This is a genomic window from Paraburkholderia sp. BGA-UO-ETr-F12 (assembly GCF_059567945.1).
On record NZ_JCAQOZ010000057.1, the window covers coordinates 251,227 to 271,919 of the forward strand.

The following is a 20,693-nucleotide window of genomic DNA, read 5'->3' on the forward strand; positions in this document are numbered from 1 at the left end:
TTCATCATGAAGAAGATCGCTTTTGCCGCATTGTCCGTTGTGATTCTTGCCGCTTCATCGAGCGTCTTTGCCGAGGGCAAGACACGTGCTCAGGTGTACCAGGAATTGATCGAAGCCCAACAGAACGGCCTTGATTACGTGACCGATGCATCGTATCCGGATGTGAGTCCCGTCTTTGCCCAGCAGGTCGAGCACAACAAGCAGGCGCTTGCCGCAAAGGCGGCCGCCGCGAGCCATGTCGCGGGCGGCAGCGCGGCGACGGGCAACGCCAATTGAAGGGATCGATATCCGGCGCGAACGGACGCGCCGGATATCGGATGGAATAGATCGCTGAATTCGGTGTTCACCGATGAGTGCATCTTTCCGGGCGTCAAGGAGTCGTAGTGACAAAACCATCCGTTCCCCATTCTGAACCCTTATGCGTGCCATGCCGGCTTGCCGCGATCGGCGCGCTCGTCGCTGTCCTTGCCGGCGGCTTCGCTTATACCGCGGGCTGGCTGACGCCCGCGCGGCTCACTGCGCCGCGTTTCATCAATACCTTCGAAGCGGTGGCCGGGCAGCCCCATCCGGGCTACCGCCGCAACCATGCAAAAGGCCTGTGCGTGGCCGGCTATTTCGACAGTAACGGCAACGGCACGGCGCTATCGCGCGCCGCCGTGTTCGCCGCCGGCCGCACGCCGGTCACGGGCCGCTTTGCGGTGCCGGGCGGCAACCCGTCGGCGCCCGACACCAGCTCTCCGGTGCGCAGTATGGCTTTGCTGTTTCAATTGCGGAACGGCGAGCAATGGCGCACGGGAATGAATTCCACACCCGTATTCGCGGTTCATACGCCCGAGCAGTTCTATCAGCAACTGGTGGCGGCGAAACCCGATGCCGTGACCGGCAAACCGAATCCAGCCAGACTGAAAGCGTTTTACGACGCGAATCCGGAAACCGGGCCGTTTCAGGCATGGGTGAAAGCGCATCCGCCGTCATCGAGTCTGGCGAACGCCGCGTACTACAGCATCAACGCATTCTGGTTTACCGACGGTGCCGGCAACAAGCGTGCCGTGCGTTGGGCCATGGTGCCCGAAACGCCGTACGCGCCGATCACCGATGCACAAAAAACCGAAAAGAATTTTCTCGCGGCCGATCTCGATCAGCGCCTGCAAACCGGACCGCTGCGCTGGCATCTGATTCTGACAGTCGCGCAGCCGGGCGATCCCATCGACGACGCAACGATGCAATGGCCCGACGATCGTCAGCATATCGATGCCGGCACGCTGGTGATCGATCGTTCGACGTCGCAGGAAGACGGTACGTGCCGCGACGTCAATTTCGATCCGACCATCTTGCCGACGGGTATTCGTCCGTCGAACGATCCGCTGCTCGCGGCACGCTCGGCGGCTTACGCGTTGTCCTATCAGCGCCGCACGCGCGAAGAAACGCTGCATCCCGAGATCCATCAAGCACGGAAAAACGGAGGCCAGTCATGAGGCAGACGCACGCACATTTCAGTCCGCTCGCGCGCGTTCTGCACTGGACGATGGCGCCGCTGATCGTCGCGATGCTGTTTATCGGGGTGGCGATGGTCGCGACGGTGTCGCATGCGCATAACACGTTGATCGCAATTCACGAGCCGCTTGGCATTGCGTTGCTGCTGCTAGTGGTGCTGCGCGCGAGCTTGCGTATCAGGCGCGGCGCGCCGCCGCTGCCGCAGGACATGCCGGCGCCGCAGCGCATCGCCGCCAGGCTGTCGCATCTCGTTCTCTATGCGCTGATGGCGGCGATGCCATTGATCGGCTGGGCGATGTTGTCCGTAGCGGGCTATCCGGTCACGCTATATGGCCCGCTGCATTTGCCGCCGATCGCGCCGCACAACGTCGAACTGTTCGCGGTACTGCGCGCGTTGCACACGTGGCTCGCATTCGCGCTGTTTGCCACCGTGCTGCTGCATCTGGCGGCAGCGCTGTTTCATGGGCTGATCCGCCGCGACGGGGTGTTCTCGAGTATGGCGCGCGGCGGCCGTTAGCCCTTCACCCGTTCCGAGCGCGGATCATAAGGCGCTTTCAGATGCACAGTGGCCGGCAACAGATCGCCGGCGACGTCGATCTCGTAGCGGCCGCCCGTCAGATATGCGGTGTCGGCCGTGCCATCCGGATTGTTGATGTAGCCCATCGCCACCGGACAGCCGAGCGTGTGCCCGAACGCCGCCGAAGTGACGAAGCCGACGGGCTTGCCGTCGCGCAGAATCGCTTCGCCGCCCCACAGCATGCGATCGGCGGCGCCATCGGCGGTGAGCACGACCATACGGCGGCGCAGCGGCTCGGCGCGCAGTTTTAGCAACGCGTCGCGGCCACGGAACGCGATGTCCTTGTTGAGCTTGCACGCGAACGACAGACCGGCTTCGAATGGATTGGTGTCCGGCGTCAACTCGCGGCTCCACGCGCGATAGCCTTTCTCGATACGCAAAGAATCGATGGCGTAATAGCCTGCGTTGACGAGACCGAACGCCTTGCCCGCGGCATGCAGTGTTTCGTAGACGCCCACCGCGAATTCCACGGGCACGTACAACTCCCAGCCGAGTTCGCCGACGTAGGTCAGCCGCGTGGCACGCACCGTCGCGTAGCCGAGATCGATTTCACGGCTCTGACCGAACGCAAACGCCTCGTTGCTCCAGTCGGCTTTCGATACGCTTTGCAGCAGTTCGCGCGAGCGCGGACCCATCACGGCCAGCACCGCGTACTGGCCGGTGACGTCGACCAGCGCGCAGTGTTTGTCGTGGGGGATCGACTTCTCGATGTAGTCGAAATCGCGCGTAGTCTGCGCCGAGCCGGAGACAATCAGATACTGGTCGCCGGCAAGGCGGGTCAGCGTGAAGTCGGACTCGTACGTGCCACGCTCGTTGAGCATGCCGGTATAGACGGTGGTGCCGGGCGGTACGGCAACGTCGTTGGTGACGATGCCTTGCAGCACGCTTTCTGCATCACGTCCCTTGACCAGAAATTTGGAGAACGACGTCATGTCGAACAGCGCGACGCCTTCACGGCACGCGCGATGTTCGGCGCCGCTCCACGGCAGCCAGTTCTGCTGGCCGAACGCGTAGTCGATCCGAGCTTCGGCGGGCATCGGCGCGAAGAAGTTGGCGCGTTCCCAGCCCATCTTGCTGCCGAAGCAGGCGCCATTGTCACGCAGCAGGGAGTACAGCGGCGAGCGGCGAAATGGCCGCGCGCTGTCGAGTTCACGATTTGGCCACGGCATCGCATAGTGCAGGCCAAGCGTTTCCTTCACGCGATCGTGCAGCCACGTGTCGTTGCCGTTAAAGCGCGCAAAGCGGCGGATGTCGACCGGCCACAGGTCCATCGTAGGTTCGCCCGCGACGATCCATTCGGCGAGCGCCATGCCCGCGCCACCCGCCGAGGCAATACCCATCGAGTTGAAACCCGCGCCGACGAAAAAGCGCCGCAATTCGGGCGCTTCGCCGAGCATGAAATTATTATCCGGCGTGAACGACTCCGGGCCGTTGTAGAACTGTTTAACCTGCGCTGTCTGGAGCGCGGGCACGCGTTGCAGCGCATTTTCCATCAGGATTTCGAACTGATCCCAATCATCGGGCAGCAACTGGAATTCGAAATTCTCCGGGATGCCGTTCATGCCCCACGGCTTCGCATTCGGCTCGAAGCCGCCCATCACGAGGCCGCCCACTTCTTCCTTGAAGTAGATGAAGCCGTCCGGGTCGCGCATCACCGGCAGGTCCGGATGCACGCCGGCAATGCGTTCAGTGACGATGTAGTAGTGCTCGGCCGAATGTAGCGGCACCGTGACGCCGCACAGGCGGCCCACCGCTTTTGCCCACTGGCCCGCGCAATTCACGACGATATCCGCGCTGAGCGTGCCTTCTTCGCCATCCTTGTTGCGCCACGCGAGGCCGCTGACTTCGCGTGCGCCGGTTGTGCCGTTGGCCTTGTCTTCGAGCGCGGTGCGCGTATGGATCGCCGTGACGCGAGTGTTCTCGACGATGCGCGCGCCGCGTGTGCGAGCCCCACGTGCAAGCGCCTGGGTCAGGTCGGTGGGATTCGCTTTGCCGTCGCCTGGCAGCCAGACGGCGCCGAGCAGGTCGTCGGTGCGCATCACCGGCCATAGATCGCCGGCTTCCTTGGGACTGATCACGTCGCACGCCACGCCATAGGCACGCGCGACGGCGGCGGTGCGCTTGAGTTGCGTCATCCGCTCGGCCGTGCGGGCCACCGAGAGCGAACCGCATTGCTTCCAGCCGGTTGCGAGGCCGGTGTCGGCTTCAAGTTCGGCGTAGAGCGCGGTCGAGTAGCGGATCAGTTTGGTCATGCTTTCCTGCGCGCGCAACTGGCCGACGAGGCCGGCCGCGTGCCAGGTCGTACCGCACGACAGTTGACCCTGTTCGAGCAGCACCACATCGGTCCAACCCAGCTTGGTGAGGTGATAGGCGACCGAACAGCCAATAATGCCGCCCCCGACAATGACGACGCGAGCGTGGGTGGGGATGGGTGTGGACATATGTGGAAATTGGTTGATTTAACGCGCGTAGATTGCAACAAATCTTGGCAAAAAGCAACGACCGATTTGGCTCGCGAGGGGTCAAAGGATGCTGGTGATGCGTTGGTAAGCAGACAGCAAAACTATCTTTTAATAACCAAGTAGGTTAATATCCATCGGGGGCGAGATTGGAAAAAGTACGCCTCATTGCAAGCTGGCCGAGGTTCAAAGCCTGGCGCGTGCGGGGAACATCAGAATCACGAAATCGGCCGTGATTGGAGCCGCGGCACTTGGCCTTGGACCCGCGGCAATCATCGAGACATTGCTGTCGCTCGAGCGCGGGAATTTTCGAAAAAGCATGACCGCGTACGCGGACCATCGGGTCTGGCAGGACGTCTACTGTGCCGTCACGGAAGCAGGCATGGTCTATTTGAAATTGACGGTGATCGACGACGTACTTGTCGTGTCATTCAAGGAGTGGTGAGCATGAAATGCCCGAACTGCGGCGCGGCCGAACTGGTGCGCGATACGCGCAATATGCGCTATGTCTACAAGGGCGAGACGGCTGTATTCGAAGCCGTCACGGGTGACTATTGTCCGGCGTGCGAAGAGGCGGTGCTCGACATGGACGAGGCCACACGCACCGGGCAAATGATGCTGGCTTTCAACAAAGAGGTGAATGCCTCGCAAGTGGATCCTGCCTTCATTGCCGCTGTGCGCAAGAAGCTCGATCTGGACCAGCGCGAGGCAGCGGAGATTTTCGGCGGGGGGGTGAACGCCTTTTCGCGCTACGAAAATGGCAAGACCCGGCCGCCGCTCGCTCTGATCAAACTGTTGAAAGTGCTGGACCGGCATCCGGAGCTGCTGGAAGAAGTCAGGGCGAGTTGAGCGTTGCATCCGGATTGTGGGTTTGTATGGAAATGCGTTGGGTTTTCTTGGCGAATAATGAGGGTGTTTGCTAGACTGGGCGCTGCCATCCTGATCCGTACCCTATGTTCTCCACCCAACGCCAAGCCGAAATCCTGCGACTCGTCCGCGAGCAGCGCACCTGCACGATTACCGATCTGGCGGGCCGTTTCGAGGTTTCCGACGAAACCATCCGCCGCAATATCAAGCCGCTGATCGCCGACGGCCTGCTCATCAAGGTTCATGGCGGCATCATGGTGCCCGAGCGTCTCGACGAGCCGCCGTTCCAGCGGCGCATGGTGGCAAGCCGCGAAGGCAAGCAGGCGATTGGCGCGCGCATTGCTGAACTGGTGCGTGACGGTGACTCGCTGATCCTCGAGGGCGGCACCACCTGTCTGCATATCGCTCAGGCGCTCACTGCGCGCTCCCGCCTCACGGTGGTGACCAATTCAATCGAAGTGGCTCGCGTGCTGGCGCCGCGCAACGGCAACCGTGTGTTCATCGCGGGAGGCGAACTGCGTCCCGACGACTCCGCCTCCTTCGGCGACAGCGTGCTGGCGTTCCTGCGCCAGTTCCACGTGCGCTACGCGATCGTCTCGGTCACGGCGATCGACATGCAGGGCCGTTTCATGGACGCGCTGCCAGGCGACGTCGCGTTTTCGCTCGCGGCCTTTGCGCAGGCCGAGCAGCGCGTGGTCGCGGCGGATCACGCGAAATTCGGCCATAGCGCGCTAGTTCACGCGTTCGGCGCGGACGCGGTCGATCTGCTGGTGACCGACGAGGCGCCGGCGCCCGCACTCGCTCAGGTGTTCGCGGCGGCGGGCCTGGAGGTCCGTATCGGGGCGTCAAGCGATCCCTCGCTCTAGGCGAAGCCAGGCCATCGGCCCTTCGTACCGCGTTCAAAACCGTCTCCACAGCCCATTGCCGTCAACGCGTAAAATGGCCGGTTATCACGGGCAATCGTGCCGGGCCGCGATCGCACCGGCAGGCGCTGTACACCGTCTGCCGCGTCCGCGCATGGTTGCCCCCGCCGGCTTGAATAGGGATGGGTCCTGATGTCGTCAGTTTTCTTTGATCGGGAAAGGATTACGGAGTGGCTGGGTGACCAGACTGTCGCGAAGGCGCGTTCGGTCGGCGCCGTCACGAACGTGAAATGGGACGGCGCCACGCTCAGCGGCTACGTGCAAGGCACCCGTGTATTGCCCTATCACACGCGGGTGCGGTTTCGCACCGATGGCAGCAAACCATGGGCGCAGAGCGACTGCAGTTGTCCGGTCGGGCGCAACTGCAAGCATGTCGCCGCGCTGCTGCTCGCCGAGCTCGAGTATCACGACGAGATGGATCACATCACTAATGTCGAGATCGATGCTGGCGTCGACACCGATGCGCACCCGGCCGCCGGCTACTCGCGCTCGCCGCAGTCGTGGTCTGGGCCCGCGGCGCAGTCGCCATCCGGCGTGCGCCCCGAACTGGTCAGCTGGCTGGAGCGTTTTCGCGCGCGCGCCGAGGCCGCCGATGCGGTCGCCCAGAAGTCGGGCGGCACGCGTACCCAAACCCTGGCTTATCTGCTGAACTGGTCCAGATTCCATATGCGCCATGAGGTCGTGTTGTACCGGGCGCGCTGCACGTCCGACGGCACGATCGTCGAAGTCGACGAGCCGTGGGGCAACGTGGAAGCGGCCCTGCTCAAGCAACCCCGCTTCGTCTCGGACGAAGACCTGTCGATCCTGCGTGGCCTGTGGCTCGGCCGTTCGCGCGAGGACTTCGGCCAGTTCGTTCTGCGCGGCACGAGCGGCGCGGAGATGCTGCAAAAACTGATCCTCACGGGCCGCCTGTTCTTCGAGCTCAAGCCGGCGCCGGGACAGGACGGGCCAACGCCGCTGTCGCGCGGTGCCGACCGGCCCGGCCAGATCGAATGGGAGCCGCTCGCGGACGAACGCCTGCGGCCCGTGTTGTGCACCGAGCCGCGCGCCAGCATGGTGCTGCCCACGGAGCCGGTCTGGTACGTGGACGGCGTCGCCAACGAGGCGGGCATTGTCGAGTCGTCGCTGCCGTTCCAGCAGCTGCCCGATTACCTCGCGATGCCGCCGATCTCGCTCGCCGAAGCACCGCTCGTCGCCTCGGTGCTGCGCGAGATCGCGCCCGACCTGCCGCTGCCGCCCACGCATGAAGCGTCCGCGATCCGCGTGATCGACGTCGATCCCGTGCCGGTGCTCACGCTCAACAGCCACGCGCTGCCGTCAACGGGCAAGGCGGGGCAGCGCAAGTCCGAGGCTGTCGAGCTGGCCGGTGTCAGCTTCGATTACGACGGCGTGAGTATCAATGTCGACAGCAGCGTCACGCTGGTGCCGATGCCGGGCGGCGACGTCATCCATATCCGCCGGCGCTATGACGCCGAAAAGAAGCGCTTGCTCGAACTGCGCAAGACCGGGCTGCAGAAGGTCCCGACCAGCCGGGTCTACGCATCGCGGCTTTTGCCCGATACGATGCTCGGCCTGCCCGATGCCGACTCCTGGTCGGCTTTCGTCAACGACGCCGTGCCCGAGCTTGTGAGCCAGGGCTGGCGCGTGACGATGGCGCCGGAGTTCCGCTACAACATCATCGAGATCGATGCGATCGACGGCACCGCACAGCAGGCGGGCGACGGCTGGTTCGATCTGGAGATGGGCATCCGCATCGGCGAGCGCAAGGTGCGGCTCGAGCCGCTGCTCGCCGATCTGTTCCGGCGCGACCGGCGCTGGCTGGGCGGCTCGCTCGAAGCCATCGCCGACGACGAGCCGATCGAACTGAAGACCGAAGAAAACAAGCGTCTGCGTCTGCGCGCCGACCGCCTGAAGCCGGTGGTGCGCGTACTGGTCGACCTGTTCGACGCGCTCGGCGGCACGCTGGCGGAAGGCGCACCGCTGCGCGTGCCCTCGGTCGACGCCGGCCGGCTCGAAGCACTGAACAGCACGGGCCGCTGGCAGTTCCAGGGCGACGACTCGATTCGCCAACTGGCGCAGCGTCTGCAGGCCGGCCCTGGCTTGCACGAGGTGCCGGTGCCGCGTGGCCTGAAGGCGGAACTGCGCGCGTATCAGCAGCAGGGGCTGAACTGGATGCAGTTTCTGCGCGAACACGATCTGGCCGGCGTGCTCGCCGACGACATGGGTCTCGGCAAGACCGTGCAGACGCTCGCGCACATCCTCGCGGAGAAAGAAGCCGGGCGGCTCAAGCGGCCCGCGCTGATCGTCGTGCCCACCACGCTCGTGCACAACTGGCGCGAGGAAGCGCGCCGCTTCGCCCCCGATCTGAAAGTGCTGGTGCTGAACGGCCCGCAGCGCAAGGAGCGCTTCGAGCAGATCGGCGAGCACGAACTGATTCTCACGACGTACGCGCTGTTGTGGCGCGATCAGAAGGTGCTCGCCGAGCATGACTATCACCTGCTGATTCTCGACGAGGCGCAGTATGTGAAGAATGCAACGACCAAAGCCGCGCAGGCGATCCGCGGCTTGCGCGCCCGGCATCGCTTGTGTTTGACGGGAACGCCGCTGGAGAATCACCTCGGCGAATTGTGGTCGCAGTTCGATTTTCTGCTGCCGGGCTTTCTCGGCAGCCAGAAAGATTTCACTAAACGCTGGCGCAATCCCATCGAGAAAAATGGCGACGGCGTGCGCCGCGCGCTGCTGGCGCGCCGCATCCGGCCGTTCATGCTGCGCCGTCGTAAGGACGAGGTCGCCAAGGAGCTGCCGGCCAAGACCACCATCATCTGCTCGGTCGATCTGGAGGGCGCGCAGCGCGACCTCTACGAAACCGTGCGTACGGCGATGCAGGAGCGGGTGCGGGCGGCGGTCAGCGCGCAGGGTCTCGCGCGCAGCCACATCATCGTGCTCGATGCGTTGCTGAAGCTGCGCCAGGTCTGCTGCGATCCGCGTCTCGTGCGGAAAGTCCAGCTTGAGGGAAAAGCCGACGAACCGGACGAGAAGCGCGGCAAGCCGGAAAAAACCGAAAAGGCGACGCGCGTCACCCGCTCGGCGAAGCTCGATTTGCTGCTGTCGATGCTGCCCGAACTGATCGAGGAGGGCCGGCGCGTGCTGCTGTTCTCGCAGTTCACCGGCATGCTGGCGCTGATTGCCGAAGCGCTGGAGGAGGCCGCGATTCCCTATGTGATTCTGACGGGCGACACGGCGGACCGCGTCACACCGGTCGAGCGTTTCCAGCAAGGCGAGGTGCCGCTCTTCCTGATCAGCCTGAAGGCGGGTGGCGTAGGCCTGAATCTGACCGCTGCCGACACGGTGATTCACTACGATCCGTGGTGGAACCCCGCTGCCGAGAATCAGGCAACCGACCGTGCGCATCGGCTGGGGCAGGACAAGCCGGTGTTCGTCTACAAGCTGATCGCCGCGGGCAGCATCGAAGAAAAAATCGTGGAATTGCAGGAACAGAAGGCGGGACTTGCCGACAGCATTCTTTCTGAAGACGCCGCCGGCGCCGCCAAGTTCTCGGACGACGATCTCGATGCGCTATTCGCGCCGATGCCGGAGATCGAAGGCGGCCGGTGAGGTTTTAGAGCCGGCGCATTCACTCCAGCGCGCCGGATTCCCCGCCAATCAGGTAAAAGCCGGGTTTCAATCAATCGATCTAACAATCTTTAAACGATTTATTTTGAGACTGTTCCTATACTGACTCGCAAATTGTCAAATCGCTGGGGGCGGGGCCACCTACGACGAAGAGCAGACGGGGCCAATCACCGTGCGAGCGAGACCAGCCGACCCGAATGACGATCCACCGAGGTCGATTTTAATAGCGGGCGGAACCTGAGAGACCTTTGGGGAAAATCCCATTGAACGGTTCGCAATGACCGAACCGTGCCGGATGGATAGCCGCATGATTGCATCCGGGAAAGAGCAGGGTCGTTTTCGATTATCATGATCTACCCCCTCAATAAATAGCGCGCTAAAGCCAAAAATACGCGCTAATTTTGAGACAGCAAGACGGCAGAGCGAACGGGGTGCGAGGCAAGGGACCATTAATCGAAAAAATGTGCAGCCGAAGATGAAGACTGGAAGCTGGATCGTCGGTGCTAGCGCCGTCATCCCGGTCATCTGCCGGCTCACCGGCCGTTAGTTACCAAGGACCATGTCGCGTTGCGGGGTTTTATGAGAATTGCAGTTCTGGATGACGATTCGGCGCAAGCCGATCTTGTTTGCCAAACGCTGTCGGCGGCCGGCCACGTCTGTCACGCTTTCGGAGCGGGCCGTGAACTGGTTCGGCAATTGCGGCGACAGACCTTCGACCTGCTGGTGCTGGACTGGAACGTGCCTGACATGTCGGGCGAAGAGGTGTTGCGCTGGGTGCGCGAAAGCCTCTCCGAGCGTTTGCCGGTGCTGTTCATGACGAGCCGCGGCCGCGAAACCGATATCACCTCGATCCTCAACACGGGCGCGGACGATTACGTCGTCAAGCCGGTCTCCGCGGCGGTTCTGCTGGCGCGCGTCGGCTCATTGCTGCGCCGGGCCTATCACCTGAAGCCGCCGGCGTCGAAAGAGGTTTTCGGCGAATTCGAATTCGATCTGGGCGCGAAGCACGTGGTGGTGCGCGGCGCGACCGTCGCCGTCACGCAGAAGGAGTTCGAACTTGCGCTGCTGCTATTCCAGCACCTGAGCCGGCCTTTGTCGCGCGCACATATTCTCGACGTGATCTGGAAGCAGGCCACGGATATCCCGTCGCGCACCATGGACACGCACGTGTCGATGCTGCGCAGCAAGCTTGGCTTGCGCCCGGAGCACGGCTACCGTCTGACGCCGATCTATGGCTACGGGTACCGGCTCGAGCGGATCGAATCCGGCACGCCGCCGGCGGTGGCCGAACAGCAGCGCCCCGAATTGGGGGACGCGTGACGGTTTCTTTCGAGGCGGTAGCGCCCGGTTGCGCAGGCTTACCGGGGCGCCGTGCCGGCGCGCTGCTGGCCGCGGCCGGCCTGATCGCGCTGACGTGCTTTGCGCCGCTGTCGGCGGATGCGCAAGCGTCCCGCGCGCCGAAGCAACGCGCCCGAACGACGGCGCCGGCTTACGTGTCCTACGTGACCCACGAGGGTGACACACTGTATGAAATCGCTGGCCGCTATCTACGCGACGCCGGCGATTGGGCCATGTTGAGCCGTTTGAATCATGTGCCCGCACCACGCCGCATGCCGGCCGGAATCTCGCTGCGGCTGCCGGCCGACCGGCTCAAACAGGATCCCGAGTCGGCCCGCGTGATTGCGACGAGCGGGCCGGCCGAGCGCGCTTCTGGCAATAATCCTTACACACCGCTCGCAGCCGGCACGACGCTTGGCGAGGGGGACCGCATCCGCACGGGCCACAACGGTTTTGTCACGCTGGAGTTGCCGGACGGCTCGCACGTCACCATGGCGCCGGACGGCCTGCTCGATATCGACAAGCTGCGGCGCACCGTGCTGACCGGCTCGGGAGATCGCGTACTCGGTCTGCGGCGCGGCGAAGTCGCCAGCGAAGTCACGCATGCCACCAAAAAGGACGACCGCTTCCAGATCCGCTCGCCGTCGGTTGTAGCCGGCGTGCGCGGAACGCGTTTCAAGGTCGCCTACGATGGCGACGAGCAAACCACCGCAGTGGAAGTGCTGGACGGCGCGGTCGGCGTCGATCCGGCCGCAGCCGGTGGCGAGGCCTATGCGCCGCCACCCGGCGTGCCGCTGCAGGCGTCCGCGCAACTGGTCAAGGCACGCTTTGGCAGCGTCACGCGGGCAGGCAGTGCGATTGGCGCGCCGGTTGAATTGCTGGCCGCGCCGGCGCTCGTCAACCCGGCCAAAGTACAGGACGGCAAAACCGTCGCTTTCGACCTCGTACCCGCCAGCCCCGCCGTGGCTTATCGCGTGCAGATTGCGCGCGATGCCGATCAGCTCGATCTGATCCGCGATCTGCGCGTGAGTGCGCCGCACGCGGACTTCGGCGAACTGGCCGACGGCACCTATTTCGTGCGGATTGCCGCGATCGATGCGAACGGTCTCGAAGGCTTGCCGCAGGTGTACGGTTTCGAGCGGCGTCAACTGGGTCTGGCTGCGTCGGCGGGACCGCGTGCCGGCAGCCGCGATTACGAGTTCCGCTGGTTCGTCAGCCGCTCCACGGTCGAAACGCGCTTTCGCTTCGTGCTCGCCACGAGCGCCGATCTGCGCCATCCGCTCGTCGACCGGACCGATCTGAGCGGCGGCGAGATCGTGGTAAGCGACCTGTCGGCCGGTGTCTACTACTGGACGGTCGTCGCCGAGCAGTTCGAGAACGGCCGCTTCTACGAGAAGAGCAGTTCGGTCCGCTCGTTTACGCTTGCACGCTGACGCTGGTAGATTCACGGGACCGCGCCGGCAACCCGCCGGTCCCTTAGCCCTCAACCACGCCACGCTTTGCCGAACCCACACACGCGCCTGAGTCTCGACCCGCGCGCCCGCCTCGGGCGGCGCGCAGGGCGCCGCTTCCTGCTGGAGTGGGCCGGTATCGGTTGCCTCGGCATTGCGGTGATTCTGCTCAGTTCGTTCGGCCGTCTGAGCGCCAGCGTCGACAACCTGGTCTACGACCGCTTTCTGAGCCTGCGCGCGCAACCGTTGCTGCGCGACATCGTGGTGGTCGAAATCGACAACGCCAGCATCGCGCAGCTTGGCCGCTGGCCATGGCCGCGCAGCGTCCACGCGCGGCTCCTCGAACGGATCGCGAAGGCGAAGCCCGCTGCGGTGATCTACGACGTGCTCTTCACCGAAGCCAATGCGGAAGACGAGCAGCTTGCCCGCGCAATCGCCCTCAGCCCCACCTATCTGCCCATGCTGCTGACACCGCCGGACAGCACGGGCCGGCGTGCCGTGGTCGAACCGGTGGCGCCGCTTGCGCACGCGGCGGCCGGCATGGGGCATATCAATCTTGAAGTCGACAACGACGGTATCGTGCGCAGCGTCGCCCGCTTCGAGGGCGATGCGAACTCGCGCTGGCCGCAATTGATGGTGCCGGTCGCGCGGGACGTCGAGCGTGGCACGCTGCGCGTCGACGACTGGCCGCGCAGGCAGTCGTCGGGCGACGCGACGGCTTCATCGGCTAACGATGACAACGATGACGGCGAAGGCCGCTTTCTGATCCCCTTCGGTCCGAACGCGCAGGACTTCGCGAAGCTGAGTTTTGCCAGCGTGCTCGCCGGCGACGTCCCGGCGGACCAGTTGCGCGGGCGCATCGTGTTGATCGGCGTGACCGCCTCCGGCCTGTACGACCGCTTTGCGACGCCGGTGTCCGGCGAGTTGGGACCGCTGCCCGGCGTCTATATCCACGCCAACGTGCTCGATACGCTGCTGACCGGCCGTGAGCTCGAGCCCGCCGAGCCATGGATGCTGTTCGCGGTGTCGCTGGCGCCGCTCGCCGCGCTGCTCGCCGGCTTTCTGGTGTTGTCGCCGCGCCGCTCGTTGCTGCTGACCGTGGCGTTGGGCATGGTCGCCACCGCGGGCAGCGCGGTCTTGCTGTACGGCGCGCGGCTCTGGATGTCGCCGGTGCCGGCGATCTTCAGCCTGCTCGTGGTGTACCCGATCTGGAACTGGCGGCGCCTCGAAATGACGATGGCTTATCTACGCGGCGAACTGCAACGCCTCGCGGACGAGCCTCACCTGCTGCCGGAAACGCCGCAACGCCGCCGCGAGTTCGGCGGCGACGTGCTGGAACAGCATATGGCGCTGATGGCGCAGGCCGCGCAGCGCGTGCAGGACATGAAGCGCTTTGTGTGGGACAGCCTGGACAGCATGCCTGAGCCGATCCTCGTGAGCGACGTGCAGGGTGTCGTGCTGATCGCGAATCATGCGGCCAAGGCGCATTTCGCGCGCCTCGGTGCGCCGTTGCCGGAAGGCCGGCCGATGCGGGAGGTGCTGGGCGGGCTGACGCTGGTCAAGACCATCGACAGCGGCGCGGCGTCGGACGCCGAAAACAATCTGCTGGCGCATGCCCAGTGGCCGGCGCTGCTCGATCCCGCGCGCCGCGAGTTCGCCGCGCTGATGGCGCAAGGCGTCGAGGTGCGCGATAGTCATGCGCGCGACCATCTGCTGCGCTATGCGAACTGCACGAACGAGCAGGGTGAGACGACAGGGTGGATCGCGGGCCTGGTCGACGTGTCGGCCTTGCATGCGGCTGAGCGCCAGCGGGAAGACGCGTTGCGGCTGCTGTCGCACGATATGCGCTCGCCGCAGGCTTCGATTCTGGCGCTGGTGGAGATCGAACGGGCGCGCAGCGAGCCGGCGCTGGCGCGGGGCCTGCTGGAGCGCATCGAACGCTATGCGCAGCGTGCGCTGACGCTCGCCGACGATTTCGTGCAGCTTGCGCGTGCCGAATCGCAGACTTACGTGCTCGAACCGGTGAGCATGACCGAGCTGATGATCGACGCCAGCGACGAGGTCTGGCCGCAGGCGCACTCCAAACGCATCACGCTGCAAACCGAGACGCACGCCGAGGGGGCGGGTGCGGAAGACGACGGTCACTGGATCTGCGCCGACCGCTCGCTGATGACCCGCGCGCTCGTGAACATTCTGAACAATGCGGTCAAGTACAGTCCGCCGGACACGCGAATCACGTATAGCCTGACGAGCCTAGATGCAGCCGGCGGGCTGGTCCGGGCGGGTGCGCCCGGCGCGGCGAAGCGCGTGTCGTGTACGATTCGCGACGAAGGCTACGGTATTCCGAAGGAGCAGCAGGCGGGTCTGTTCGAGCGCTTCCGGCGTTTCCATGAGACGGAGCGGCCGGAAGTGGGCGGTGCGGGATTGGGCATGGCGTTCGTCAAGACGGTCGTGACGCGGCATGGCGGCGATGTCGAAGTGGTCAGCGCGCCTGGCGAGGGCACGGCTTTCACGATTACCCTGCCGGCGCTCGACGACGCGCAGTCCGGGTTCGCCGCGACCGAGCGCTGACGACCTATGAACATTGACCTTATCGAAGCGAGACGCCGGTGAAAGCGATATTGATCTGTGCCGTGCTGGCTGCGGCGAGTCTGACCGGATGCGCCGGTCTGAATGCCGACGTGCACACGGCGAACCCTTCAGCCTCGCTAGAGGGCGAGCGTACCTATACGATTGCGCGGATGCCGTCGCAGGACGCCAGCGCGGATCATCCGCAATTTGAAACCATGCTGCGCGATGAACTGGCGAAGAACGGCCTTGTCGATACGGCGGGCAAGCCCGCGCACTATCTATTGTCGATTGCATACGCCACGCGGCCTGCAGCCGTCGGCGTGGGCACGAAGGATTGCGCGCCGGGCATGTGCGAACGCTCGCCCGAAGCGCCGTTTTCGCTGTTCGGCGGACGCGCCTATCAGCACACATTGACGCTGCGGTTTTTCGAGCGATCGAGCGGGCGGGAAGTCTACAAAGTGAGCGCGGCCAGCAGCGATCGCGATGCCGATCCCTTGCACGCCATGCCGCTGCTCGTGAAGAGCGCACTGGCTAGATTTCCGTTCGATGCGCCGCCCGAATGGCGCGTGAAACTGCGCACCGGGAACACAGGTGGCGTGCCGGAGGTGGTTTCAGTCAAGCCGCTTCAGCCGTAAAGCCTGGTGTTATTCCGGCGTTTTATCGTCTTGCGGCCAGCGGTTTTCAAACACGCAATCGGCGAGCGGCATACGGCTTGCCCAGCGCTCGGTTTCCAGCATCGGTTCGCAATAGAACTGATCGACGTGGCCGAGACACAGGATGGCCACCGGCCGCGCACCCTCGGGCATATGCAGCAACTGGCGCACCGCGTCGACATCGAATAGCGACACCCAGCCCATCCCCAGACCTTCCGCGCGCGCGGCCAGCCACATGTTCTGGATCGCGCACGCGACGGACGCGAGGTCCATCTCCGGCAAGGTGCGGCGTCCGAAGACGTGCCGCTCGCGGCCGTCCATCAGTGCCATCACCAGCAGTTCGCCGCACTCCAGCATGCCTTCCACTTTCAGCTTCATGAACTCTTCGCGGCGCTTGCCGAGTGCATCGGCGGTAGCGAGCCGTTCGCTTTCGACGGTCGCGTGCAAGGCCGTGCGCAAGGCCGGATCGGTGACGCGCGCGATGCGCCAGGGCTGCATGAAACCGACGCTCGGCGCGTGATGCGCCGCGTCGAGCAGGCGTTGCAACACGGCAGGGTCGACCGGATCGCGCACGAAATGACGCATGTCGCGCCGTTCGTAAATCGCGCGGTAGACGGCTGCGCGTTCGGAATCGTTAAAAGGCTTCGCCATGGAACAGGGCGGCCGCGAAGGCCGGGTTGGAGGGCCAATAGGTGTGCATATAGGTTGCCACGATCGACCCAGCACGGAACACGGCCTCGCCCGGGGCATCGCCATGCGCACGGGTCGCGCAGCGCAGCGGCGTGAGCGGTGTGGTCAGCTTCGAGTAGTGAAACGTGTGGCCAGTCACTGGACCGTGCAGGCTGTCGAGCTGTTGCATGCCGAGCGCCGTGAAGCGCTTTTGCATGCTCGCATGGCCGGGCATCAGGCCGAGCATCGGTGTGCCGGCGCCGTGCGTGTCAGTGAGCTGCTCGAGCAGGTAGAGCATGCCGCCGCATTCGGCGACGATCGGTTTGCCGGCTGCCGCGTGCGCGCGAATCGTTGCGGCACTGCGCGTGTTGCCTGCCAGCAAGGGTGCATGCAGTTCGGGATAGCCGCCTGGCAGGTACAGCGCGTCGGCATGCTCGGGCAGCGCCTCGTCGGCAAGCGGTGAGAAGTAGTCGACGTGTGCGCCGAGCGTTTCCAACAGCGTGACGTTGGCCGGATAGATGAACGAGAACGCGGCATCGCGCGCAATGGCGATTCGCTTGCCTTGCAGAATACGCGGCAATGCTTGCGGCGCGGGCGCGCCGAATTCGACCGGCGGCGCCAGTTCAGCCAGCGCGGTGTGCGCAAGCGCATCGGCGGCACGCTCCAGACGTGCATCCAGATCGTCGATCTCCGCGGCCTGATGCAAGCCGAGATGGCGATCGGGCAACTCGATGCCGTCGTGGCTGGCGATGTGCCCGCACCAGCGCAGCGCGGGCGGCAGTGCTTCCTGGAGCATTTGCGCGTGTCTTGGCGAGCCGACGCGATTGGCGAGCACACCGTAAAACGGCAGTTGCGGCCTGAATTGCGCGAGACCGAAGGCGACCGCGCCGAAGGTCTGCGCCATCGCTTTCGCCGAAATCACCGCGAGCACGGGCACGCCGAACGTGGTGGCCAGATCGGCGCTGCTCGGCGTGCCGTCGAACAGGCCCATGACGCCTTCGATCAGAATCAGGTCCGCCTCGGCCGCCGCCTGCGCGAGCAGGTTCCGGCAGGCCGTCTCGCCCACCATCCACAGATCGAGCGAGAGTACCGGCGCGCCGCTGGCTCGCGCCAGAATCATCGGGTCGAGAAAGTCGGGACCCGTCTTGAAGACGCGCACGCGTCGCCCAAGCCGCCGGTGGTAGCGCGCCAGACCCGCGGTAATCGTGGTTTTGCCTTGTCCCGACGCGGGCGCGCTGATGAACAGGGCGGGGCATGCGGACATTGCCTAGAACTCCACGCCGCGCTGCGCTTTCACGCCTTGCTCGCGATACGGGTGCTTGACGATGCGCATTTCGGTGACGAGATCTGCGGCTTCGATCAGCGCATCGGGCGCGTGACGGCCGGTTACCACCACGTGCAGCATCGGTGCGCGCGCGTTCAGTACCGACAGCACTTCGTCGAGCGGCAGGTATTCGTACTTGAGCACGGTGTTCAGTTCGTCGAGGATTACCATCTGATAATCGCCGCTCTCGATCATGCGGCGCGCTTCGTCCCAGCCTTTGCGCGCGGTGGCGATGTCGGCGTCGCGATTCTGGGTGTTCCAGGTGTAGCCGTCACCCATCGTGACGAAGTCGCACTGGGCGATCGCACCGAGGAAGTCGCGCTCCGAGGTATGCAGCGCGCCCTTGATGAATTGCACGACGCCAAGGCGCATACCGTGCCCGAGCACCCGCACGGCCATGCCGAACGCTGCAGTGGTTTTGCCTTTGCCTGTGCCGGTGTTGACGATCAGCAGACCTTTTTCGACGGTAGCGTTGGCCTGTTTTTTTTCGTGGCCTTCGCGCCGGCGTTCGGTCATGCGTTGATGCGATTCGGGGTCGGTCTTCATTGCAGGTCCTGTTCTGGAGAGTCGTTATCTGTCTGTTCGCTGACGGTCTGCGTGCTGCCCGAGGAGGCTATCGCCACCGTGACGCCGCCGTGCACGGTTTTACGCACCAGCAAGCGCGCGTTGTGGGCATCGACCACTTCGGCCACTTCGAACGCGCCGGCCGCGGCGAGCAGCGCGCATGGCTCGCAGACGCCGTTTATGCCGAGATGTTCGCGCACCGCCGCCGACGGATCGTCGACACATATCGCCGCAATCTGCGCGCAGCTGAACAACTTCAGCGGCAGCGCGTGGCGTGTGCAGAATTCGAGCAAGCCGGCTTCGTGGGCTTTGGTGTCGACCGAGGCAATCGCTGCGATTTCGCCGAATGCACGCGAGCGGAGCGTGGCGCGCACAGCCGCTTCGATCTGCTCAGCGGAACTGTGCGAGCGACAACCGATGCCGATGCTGAGTGTTTTCATGAAGGGGTCTGCGAGAGTTGCGGTGGTCCAGGCGGCCCGTAGGGGCGGGCACCCAACGCGCGCATACGATAGCACACGGCAGGTCGCGCCGGCATGGCGAAAAGGCCCTGCCAGACCCCGTGTTTCCTTGACGGCATGGGGCTCTCGGCCTAAACTCGCACGCACTTTGGTGCTCGTGTGCGCGCTCGTGCGCATGCAGTTAAACGGGAAACAGGGTGCCCACCTGCCATGGACCGGGCTAACCTGTGCTGCCCCCGCAACGGTAAGCGAAATGCGGTTCCAGATTGATTGTCTGGCGCCGCGGAGCCGGCTTCGATGTCCACGCGCAAGGCCGCGTCGGCATATGACCACTGGACGAGAAACCACTCGTCCGGGAAGGGGAAGCGGCGCTTTCGCCAGCCCGGATACCGGCCAGACGACGAAGAACGACCCCGCGGGGATGCGGCGGTGCGTTCATGATCGCATTACTGTTTTCCGTTGCCCCGGCAACGCCGTTGTTCGTCCCCGTGTTTTGCCATTGTTATCGCTATTGCCTGCGGGGCGCGGCCCCGTTTGCGTGACCGATACGGACAAAACGCGCAAACACGCCGGCGTGCACCTGCAACTCCCACGGATGGACCTCACGATGCAAACTCAAATGCGCAAGATTCCCGTCACCATCGTCACGGGCTTTCTCGGTAGCGGCAAGACCACGCTGCTGCGGCACATTCTTCAGAACGCGGGCGGCAAGCGCATCGCGGTGATCGTCAACGAGTTCGGCGAACTCGGCATCGACGGGGAAATCCTCAAGGGTTGCGGCATCGGCTGCGATGAAAACGGCGTCGAAACCGAAGGCCAACTGTATGAACTCGCGAACGGCTGCCTGTGCTGCACCGTGCAGGAAGAGTTTTTCCCGGTGATGGAAAAGCTGGTGGAGCGCCGCGAGCAGATCGATCACGTGCTGATCGAAACCTCCGGTCTCGCGTTGCCGAAGCCGCTCGTGCAGGCTTTCAACTGGCCGCAGATCAAGAACAGCTTTACCGTCGACGCGGTCGTTACCGTGGTTGACGGGCCGGCCGCGGCGAGCGGCCAGTTCGCCGACAATCCAGTGGCGGTGGATGCGCAGCGCAAGGCCGATCGGAATCTCGATCACGAATCGCCGTTGCACGAACTGTTCGAAGACCAGTTGTCGGCCGCCGATCTGGTGATTCTGAATAAAACCGACCTGCTCGACGAATCGCATCAGGCTTCGGTCGAAGCGCTCATTCGTGAAGAAATTCCGGCGCAGGTGAAGATCGTACGCGCGCAGATGGGCCAGCTCGATCTGCATACGCTGCTGGGTCTCGAAGCGGCCTCGGAGGAAACGATCCACTTGCGCCACGATCATCATGGTTCGGCTGACGACGCCGATCACCACCATGACGAGTTCGATTCGGTGGTGGTGCAGGCGAACGTTGCGTCGCGTGAGGCGGTGATCGCGGCGTTGCAAGGGCTGGTCGAAACGAACACGATTTACCGCGTCAAAGGTTTCGCGGCGCTGCCGGGTGCGGCGATGCGCCTCGTGATTCAGGGCGTGGGCCGTCGTTTCGATAGTTACTTCGACCGCCGCTGGCAGGCCGGGGAAGTGGGCGAAGGTCTGCAAAGCCGCTTCGTGCTGATCGGCGAAGACCTCAACCAGGCCGCGCTGCAACAGGCATTCGACGCCGCCCTGGGCGCTGCGGCGAGCGTCCAGCCGCAACAGGCGTAAGCGC

17 protein-coding genes and 1 riboswitch are annotated in these 20,693 nt (G+C 64.3%); of the genes, 12 read left to right on the top strand and 5 right to left on the bottom strand.

Annotation, left to right across the window (positions count from 1 at the left end; translation table 11 throughout):
* The first annotated feature begins 6 nt into the window (after positions 1-6).
* From AC57B6_RS27865 to AC57B6_RS27875, 3 genes are all read left to right on the top strand, one after another.
* The gene (locus AC57B6_RS27865) at positions 7-276 is read left to right on the top strand and encodes a DUF4148 domain-containing protein (RefSeq protein ID WP_028197212.1); all 270 of its coding nucleotides are present in this window, start codon (positions 7-9) and stop codon (positions 274-276) included.
* 107 nt (positions 277-383) lie between these two features.
* Complete coding sequence (locus AC57B6_RS27870) at positions 384-1,475, top strand: catalase family peroxidase (protein ID WP_496422518.1); 1,092 nt, start codon at positions 384-386, stop codon at positions 1,473-1,475.
* Positions 1,472-2,011, top strand: coding sequence for a cytochrome b (locus AC57B6_RS27875; protein WP_496422519.1), 540 nt, complete (start codon positions 1,472-1,474; stop codon positions 2,009-2,011). Before AC57B6_RS27870 ends, AC57B6_RS27875 begins: the two co-directional genes overlap by 4 nt.
* On the opposite strand, the gene AC57B6_RS27880 is transcribed toward AC57B6_RS27875, so the two are convergent.
* Complete coding sequence (locus AC57B6_RS27880; RefSeq protein ID WP_496422520.1) at positions 2,008-4,512, bottom strand: GcvT family protein; 2,505 nt, start codon at positions 4,510-4,512, stop codon at positions 2,008-2,010. The genes AC57B6_RS27875 and AC57B6_RS27880 overlap by 4 nt on opposite strands.
* Positions 4,513-4,678: 166 nt before the next feature.
* Here AC57B6_RS27880 and AC57B6_RS27885 point away from each other — a divergent pair, with 166 nt between their 5' ends.
* From AC57B6_RS27885 to AC57B6_RS27920, 8 genes are all read left to right on the top strand, one after another.
* On the top strand, positions 4,679-4,975 hold the full coding sequence (locus AC57B6_RS27885; protein WP_496422537.1) for a type II toxin-antitoxin system MqsR family toxin: 297 nt from the start codon (positions 4,679-4,681) through the stop codon (positions 4,973-4,975).
* A gap of 2 nt (positions 4,976-4,977) precedes the next feature.
* Entirely contained in the window at positions 4,978-5,379 is a 402-nt protein-coding gene (locus AC57B6_RS27890; protein WP_106353224.1) for a type II toxin-antitoxin system MqsA family antitoxin, read from the top strand.
* A 104-nt stretch (positions 5,380-5,483) separates the two neighbouring features.
* The gene (locus AC57B6_RS27895; protein WP_046570653.1) at positions 5,484-6,263 is read left to right on the top strand and encodes a DeoR/GlpR family DNA-binding transcription regulator; all 780 of its coding nucleotides are present in this window, start codon (positions 5,484-5,486) and stop codon (positions 6,261-6,263) included.
* A 189-nt stretch (positions 6,264-6,452) separates the two neighbouring features.
* Positions 6,453-9,935 carry a DEAD/DEAH box helicase gene (locus AC57B6_RS27900; RefSeq protein ID WP_496422521.1) on the top strand — a complete coding sequence of 1,161 codons (3,483 nt, stop codon included), beginning with the start codon at positions 6,453-6,455 and terminating at the stop codon, positions 9,933-9,935.
* A gap of 597 nt (positions 9,936-10,532) precedes the next feature.
* Complete coding sequence (locus tag AC57B6_RS27905; RefSeq protein WP_153140900.1) at positions 10,533-11,273, top strand: response regulator transcription factor; 741 nt, start codon at positions 10,533-10,535, stop codon at positions 11,271-11,273.
* On the top strand, positions 11,270-12,724 hold the full coding sequence (locus AC57B6_RS27910; RefSeq protein ID WP_496422522.1) for a FecR domain-containing protein: 1,455 nt from the start codon (positions 11,270-11,272) through the stop codon (positions 12,722-12,724). The genes AC57B6_RS27905 and AC57B6_RS27910 overlap by 4 nt, the downstream gene beginning before the upstream one ends.
* 66 nt (positions 12,725-12,790) lie before the next feature.
* Positions 12,791-15,313, top strand: coding sequence for a CHASE2 domain-containing protein (locus AC57B6_RS27915; RefSeq protein WP_496422523.1), 2,523 nt, complete (start codon positions 12,791-12,793; stop codon positions 15,311-15,313).
* 38 nt (positions 15,314-15,351) lie between these two features.
* On the top strand, positions 15,352-15,948 hold the full coding sequence (locus tag AC57B6_RS27920) for a DUF4136 domain-containing protein (protein WP_496422524.1): 597 nt from the start codon (positions 15,352-15,354) through the stop codon (positions 15,946-15,948).
* Between the two features lie 9 nt (positions 15,949-15,957).
* Here the strand turns inward: AC57B6_RS27920 and bluB are convergent, their stop codons facing one another.
* From bluB to AC57B6_RS27940, 4 genes are read right to left on the bottom strand one after another with little or no spacing between them, the layout of a single operon-like run.
* Positions 15,958-16,617 carry a 5,6-dimethylbenzimidazole synthase gene (gene bluB / locus AC57B6_RS27925; RefSeq protein ID WP_144194385.1) on the bottom strand — a complete coding sequence of 220 codons (660 nt, stop codon included), beginning with the start codon at positions 16,615-16,617 and terminating at the stop codon, positions 15,958-15,960.
* Positions 16,601-17,899, bottom strand: a complete 1,299-nt coding sequence (locus tag AC57B6_RS27930; protein WP_496422525.1) for a cobyrinic acid a,c-diamide synthase CobB — start codon at positions 17,897-17,899, stop codon at positions 16,601-16,603. Before AC57B6_RS27930 ends, bluB begins: the two co-directional genes overlap by 17 nt.
* 3 nt (positions 17,900-17,902) lie before the next feature.
* Positions 17,903-18,505 carry a cob(I)yrinic acid a,c-diamide adenosyltransferase gene (gene cobO / locus AC57B6_RS27935; protein WP_046570639.1) on the bottom strand — a complete coding sequence of 201 codons (603 nt, stop codon included), beginning with the start codon at positions 18,503-18,505 and terminating at the stop codon, positions 17,903-17,905.
* Entirely contained in the window at positions 18,502-18,963 is a 462-nt protein-coding gene (locus AC57B6_RS27940; protein ID WP_046570636.1) for a cobalamin biosynthesis protein, read from the bottom strand. Before AC57B6_RS27940 ends, cobO begins: the two co-directional genes overlap by 4 nt.
* A gap of 150 nt (positions 18,964-19,113) precedes the next feature.
* A riboswitch (cobalamin riboswitch) is annotated at positions 19,114-19,393 on the top strand.
* 195 nt (positions 19,394-19,588) lie between these two features.
* Here AC57B6_RS27940 and cobW point away from each other — a divergent pair.
* Complete coding sequence (gene cobW / locus AC57B6_RS27945; RefSeq protein ID WP_496422526.1) at positions 19,589-20,689, top strand: cobalamin biosynthesis protein CobW; 1,101 nt, start codon at positions 19,589-19,591, stop codon at positions 20,687-20,689.
* The last annotated feature ends 4 nt before the right edge of the window (positions 20,690-20,693 follow it).

Excerpts from the sequence above, each read along its gene's own strand:
- AC57B6_RS27940 (WP_046570636.1), bottom strand. The coding sequence starts at position 18,963 with ATGAAAACACTCAGCATCGGCATCGGTTGTCGCTCGCACAGTTCCGCT.
- AC57B6_RS27905 (WP_153140900.1), top strand. The coding sequence starts at position 10,533 with ATGAGAATTGCAGTTCTGGATGACGATTCGGCGCAAGCCGATCTTGTT.
- bluB (WP_144194385.1), bottom strand. The coding sequence starts at position 16,617 with ATGGCGAAGCCTTTTAACGATTCCGAACGCGCAGCCGTCTACCGCGCG.
- cobW (WP_496422526.1), top strand. The coding sequence starts at position 19,589 with ATGCAAACTCAAATGCGCAAGATTCCCGTCACCATCGTCACGGGCTTT.
- AC57B6_RS27875 (WP_496422519.1), top strand. The coding sequence starts at position 1,472 with ATGAGGCAGACGCACGCACATTTCAGTCCGCTCGCGCGCGTTCTGCAC.
- AC57B6_RS27895 (WP_046570653.1), top strand. The coding sequence starts at position 5,484 with ATGTTCTCCACCCAACGCCAAGCCGAAATCCTGCGACTCGTCCGCGAG.
- AC57B6_RS27865 (WP_028197212.1), top strand. The coding sequence starts at position 7 with ATGAAGAAGATCGCTTTTGCCGCATTGTCCGTTGTGATTCTTGCCGCT.
- cobO (WP_046570639.1), bottom strand. The coding sequence starts at position 18,505 with ATGAAGACCGACCCCGAATCGCATCAACGCATGACCGAACGCCGGCGC.
- AC57B6_RS27890 (WP_106353224.1), top strand. The coding sequence starts at position 4,978 with ATGAAATGCCCGAACTGCGGCGCGGCCGAACTGGTGCGCGATACGCGC.
- AC57B6_RS27930 (WP_496422525.1), bottom strand. The coding sequence starts at position 17,899 with ATGTCCGCATGCCCCGCCCTGTTCATCAGCGCGCCCGCGTCGGGACAA.
- AC57B6_RS27880 (WP_496422520.1), bottom strand. The coding sequence starts at position 4,512 with ATGTCCACACCCATCCCCACCCACGCTCGCGTCGTCATTGTCGGGGGC.
- AC57B6_RS27900 (WP_496422521.1), top strand. The coding sequence starts at position 6,453 with ATGTCGTCAGTTTTCTTTGATCGGGAAAGGATTACGGAGTGGCTGGGT.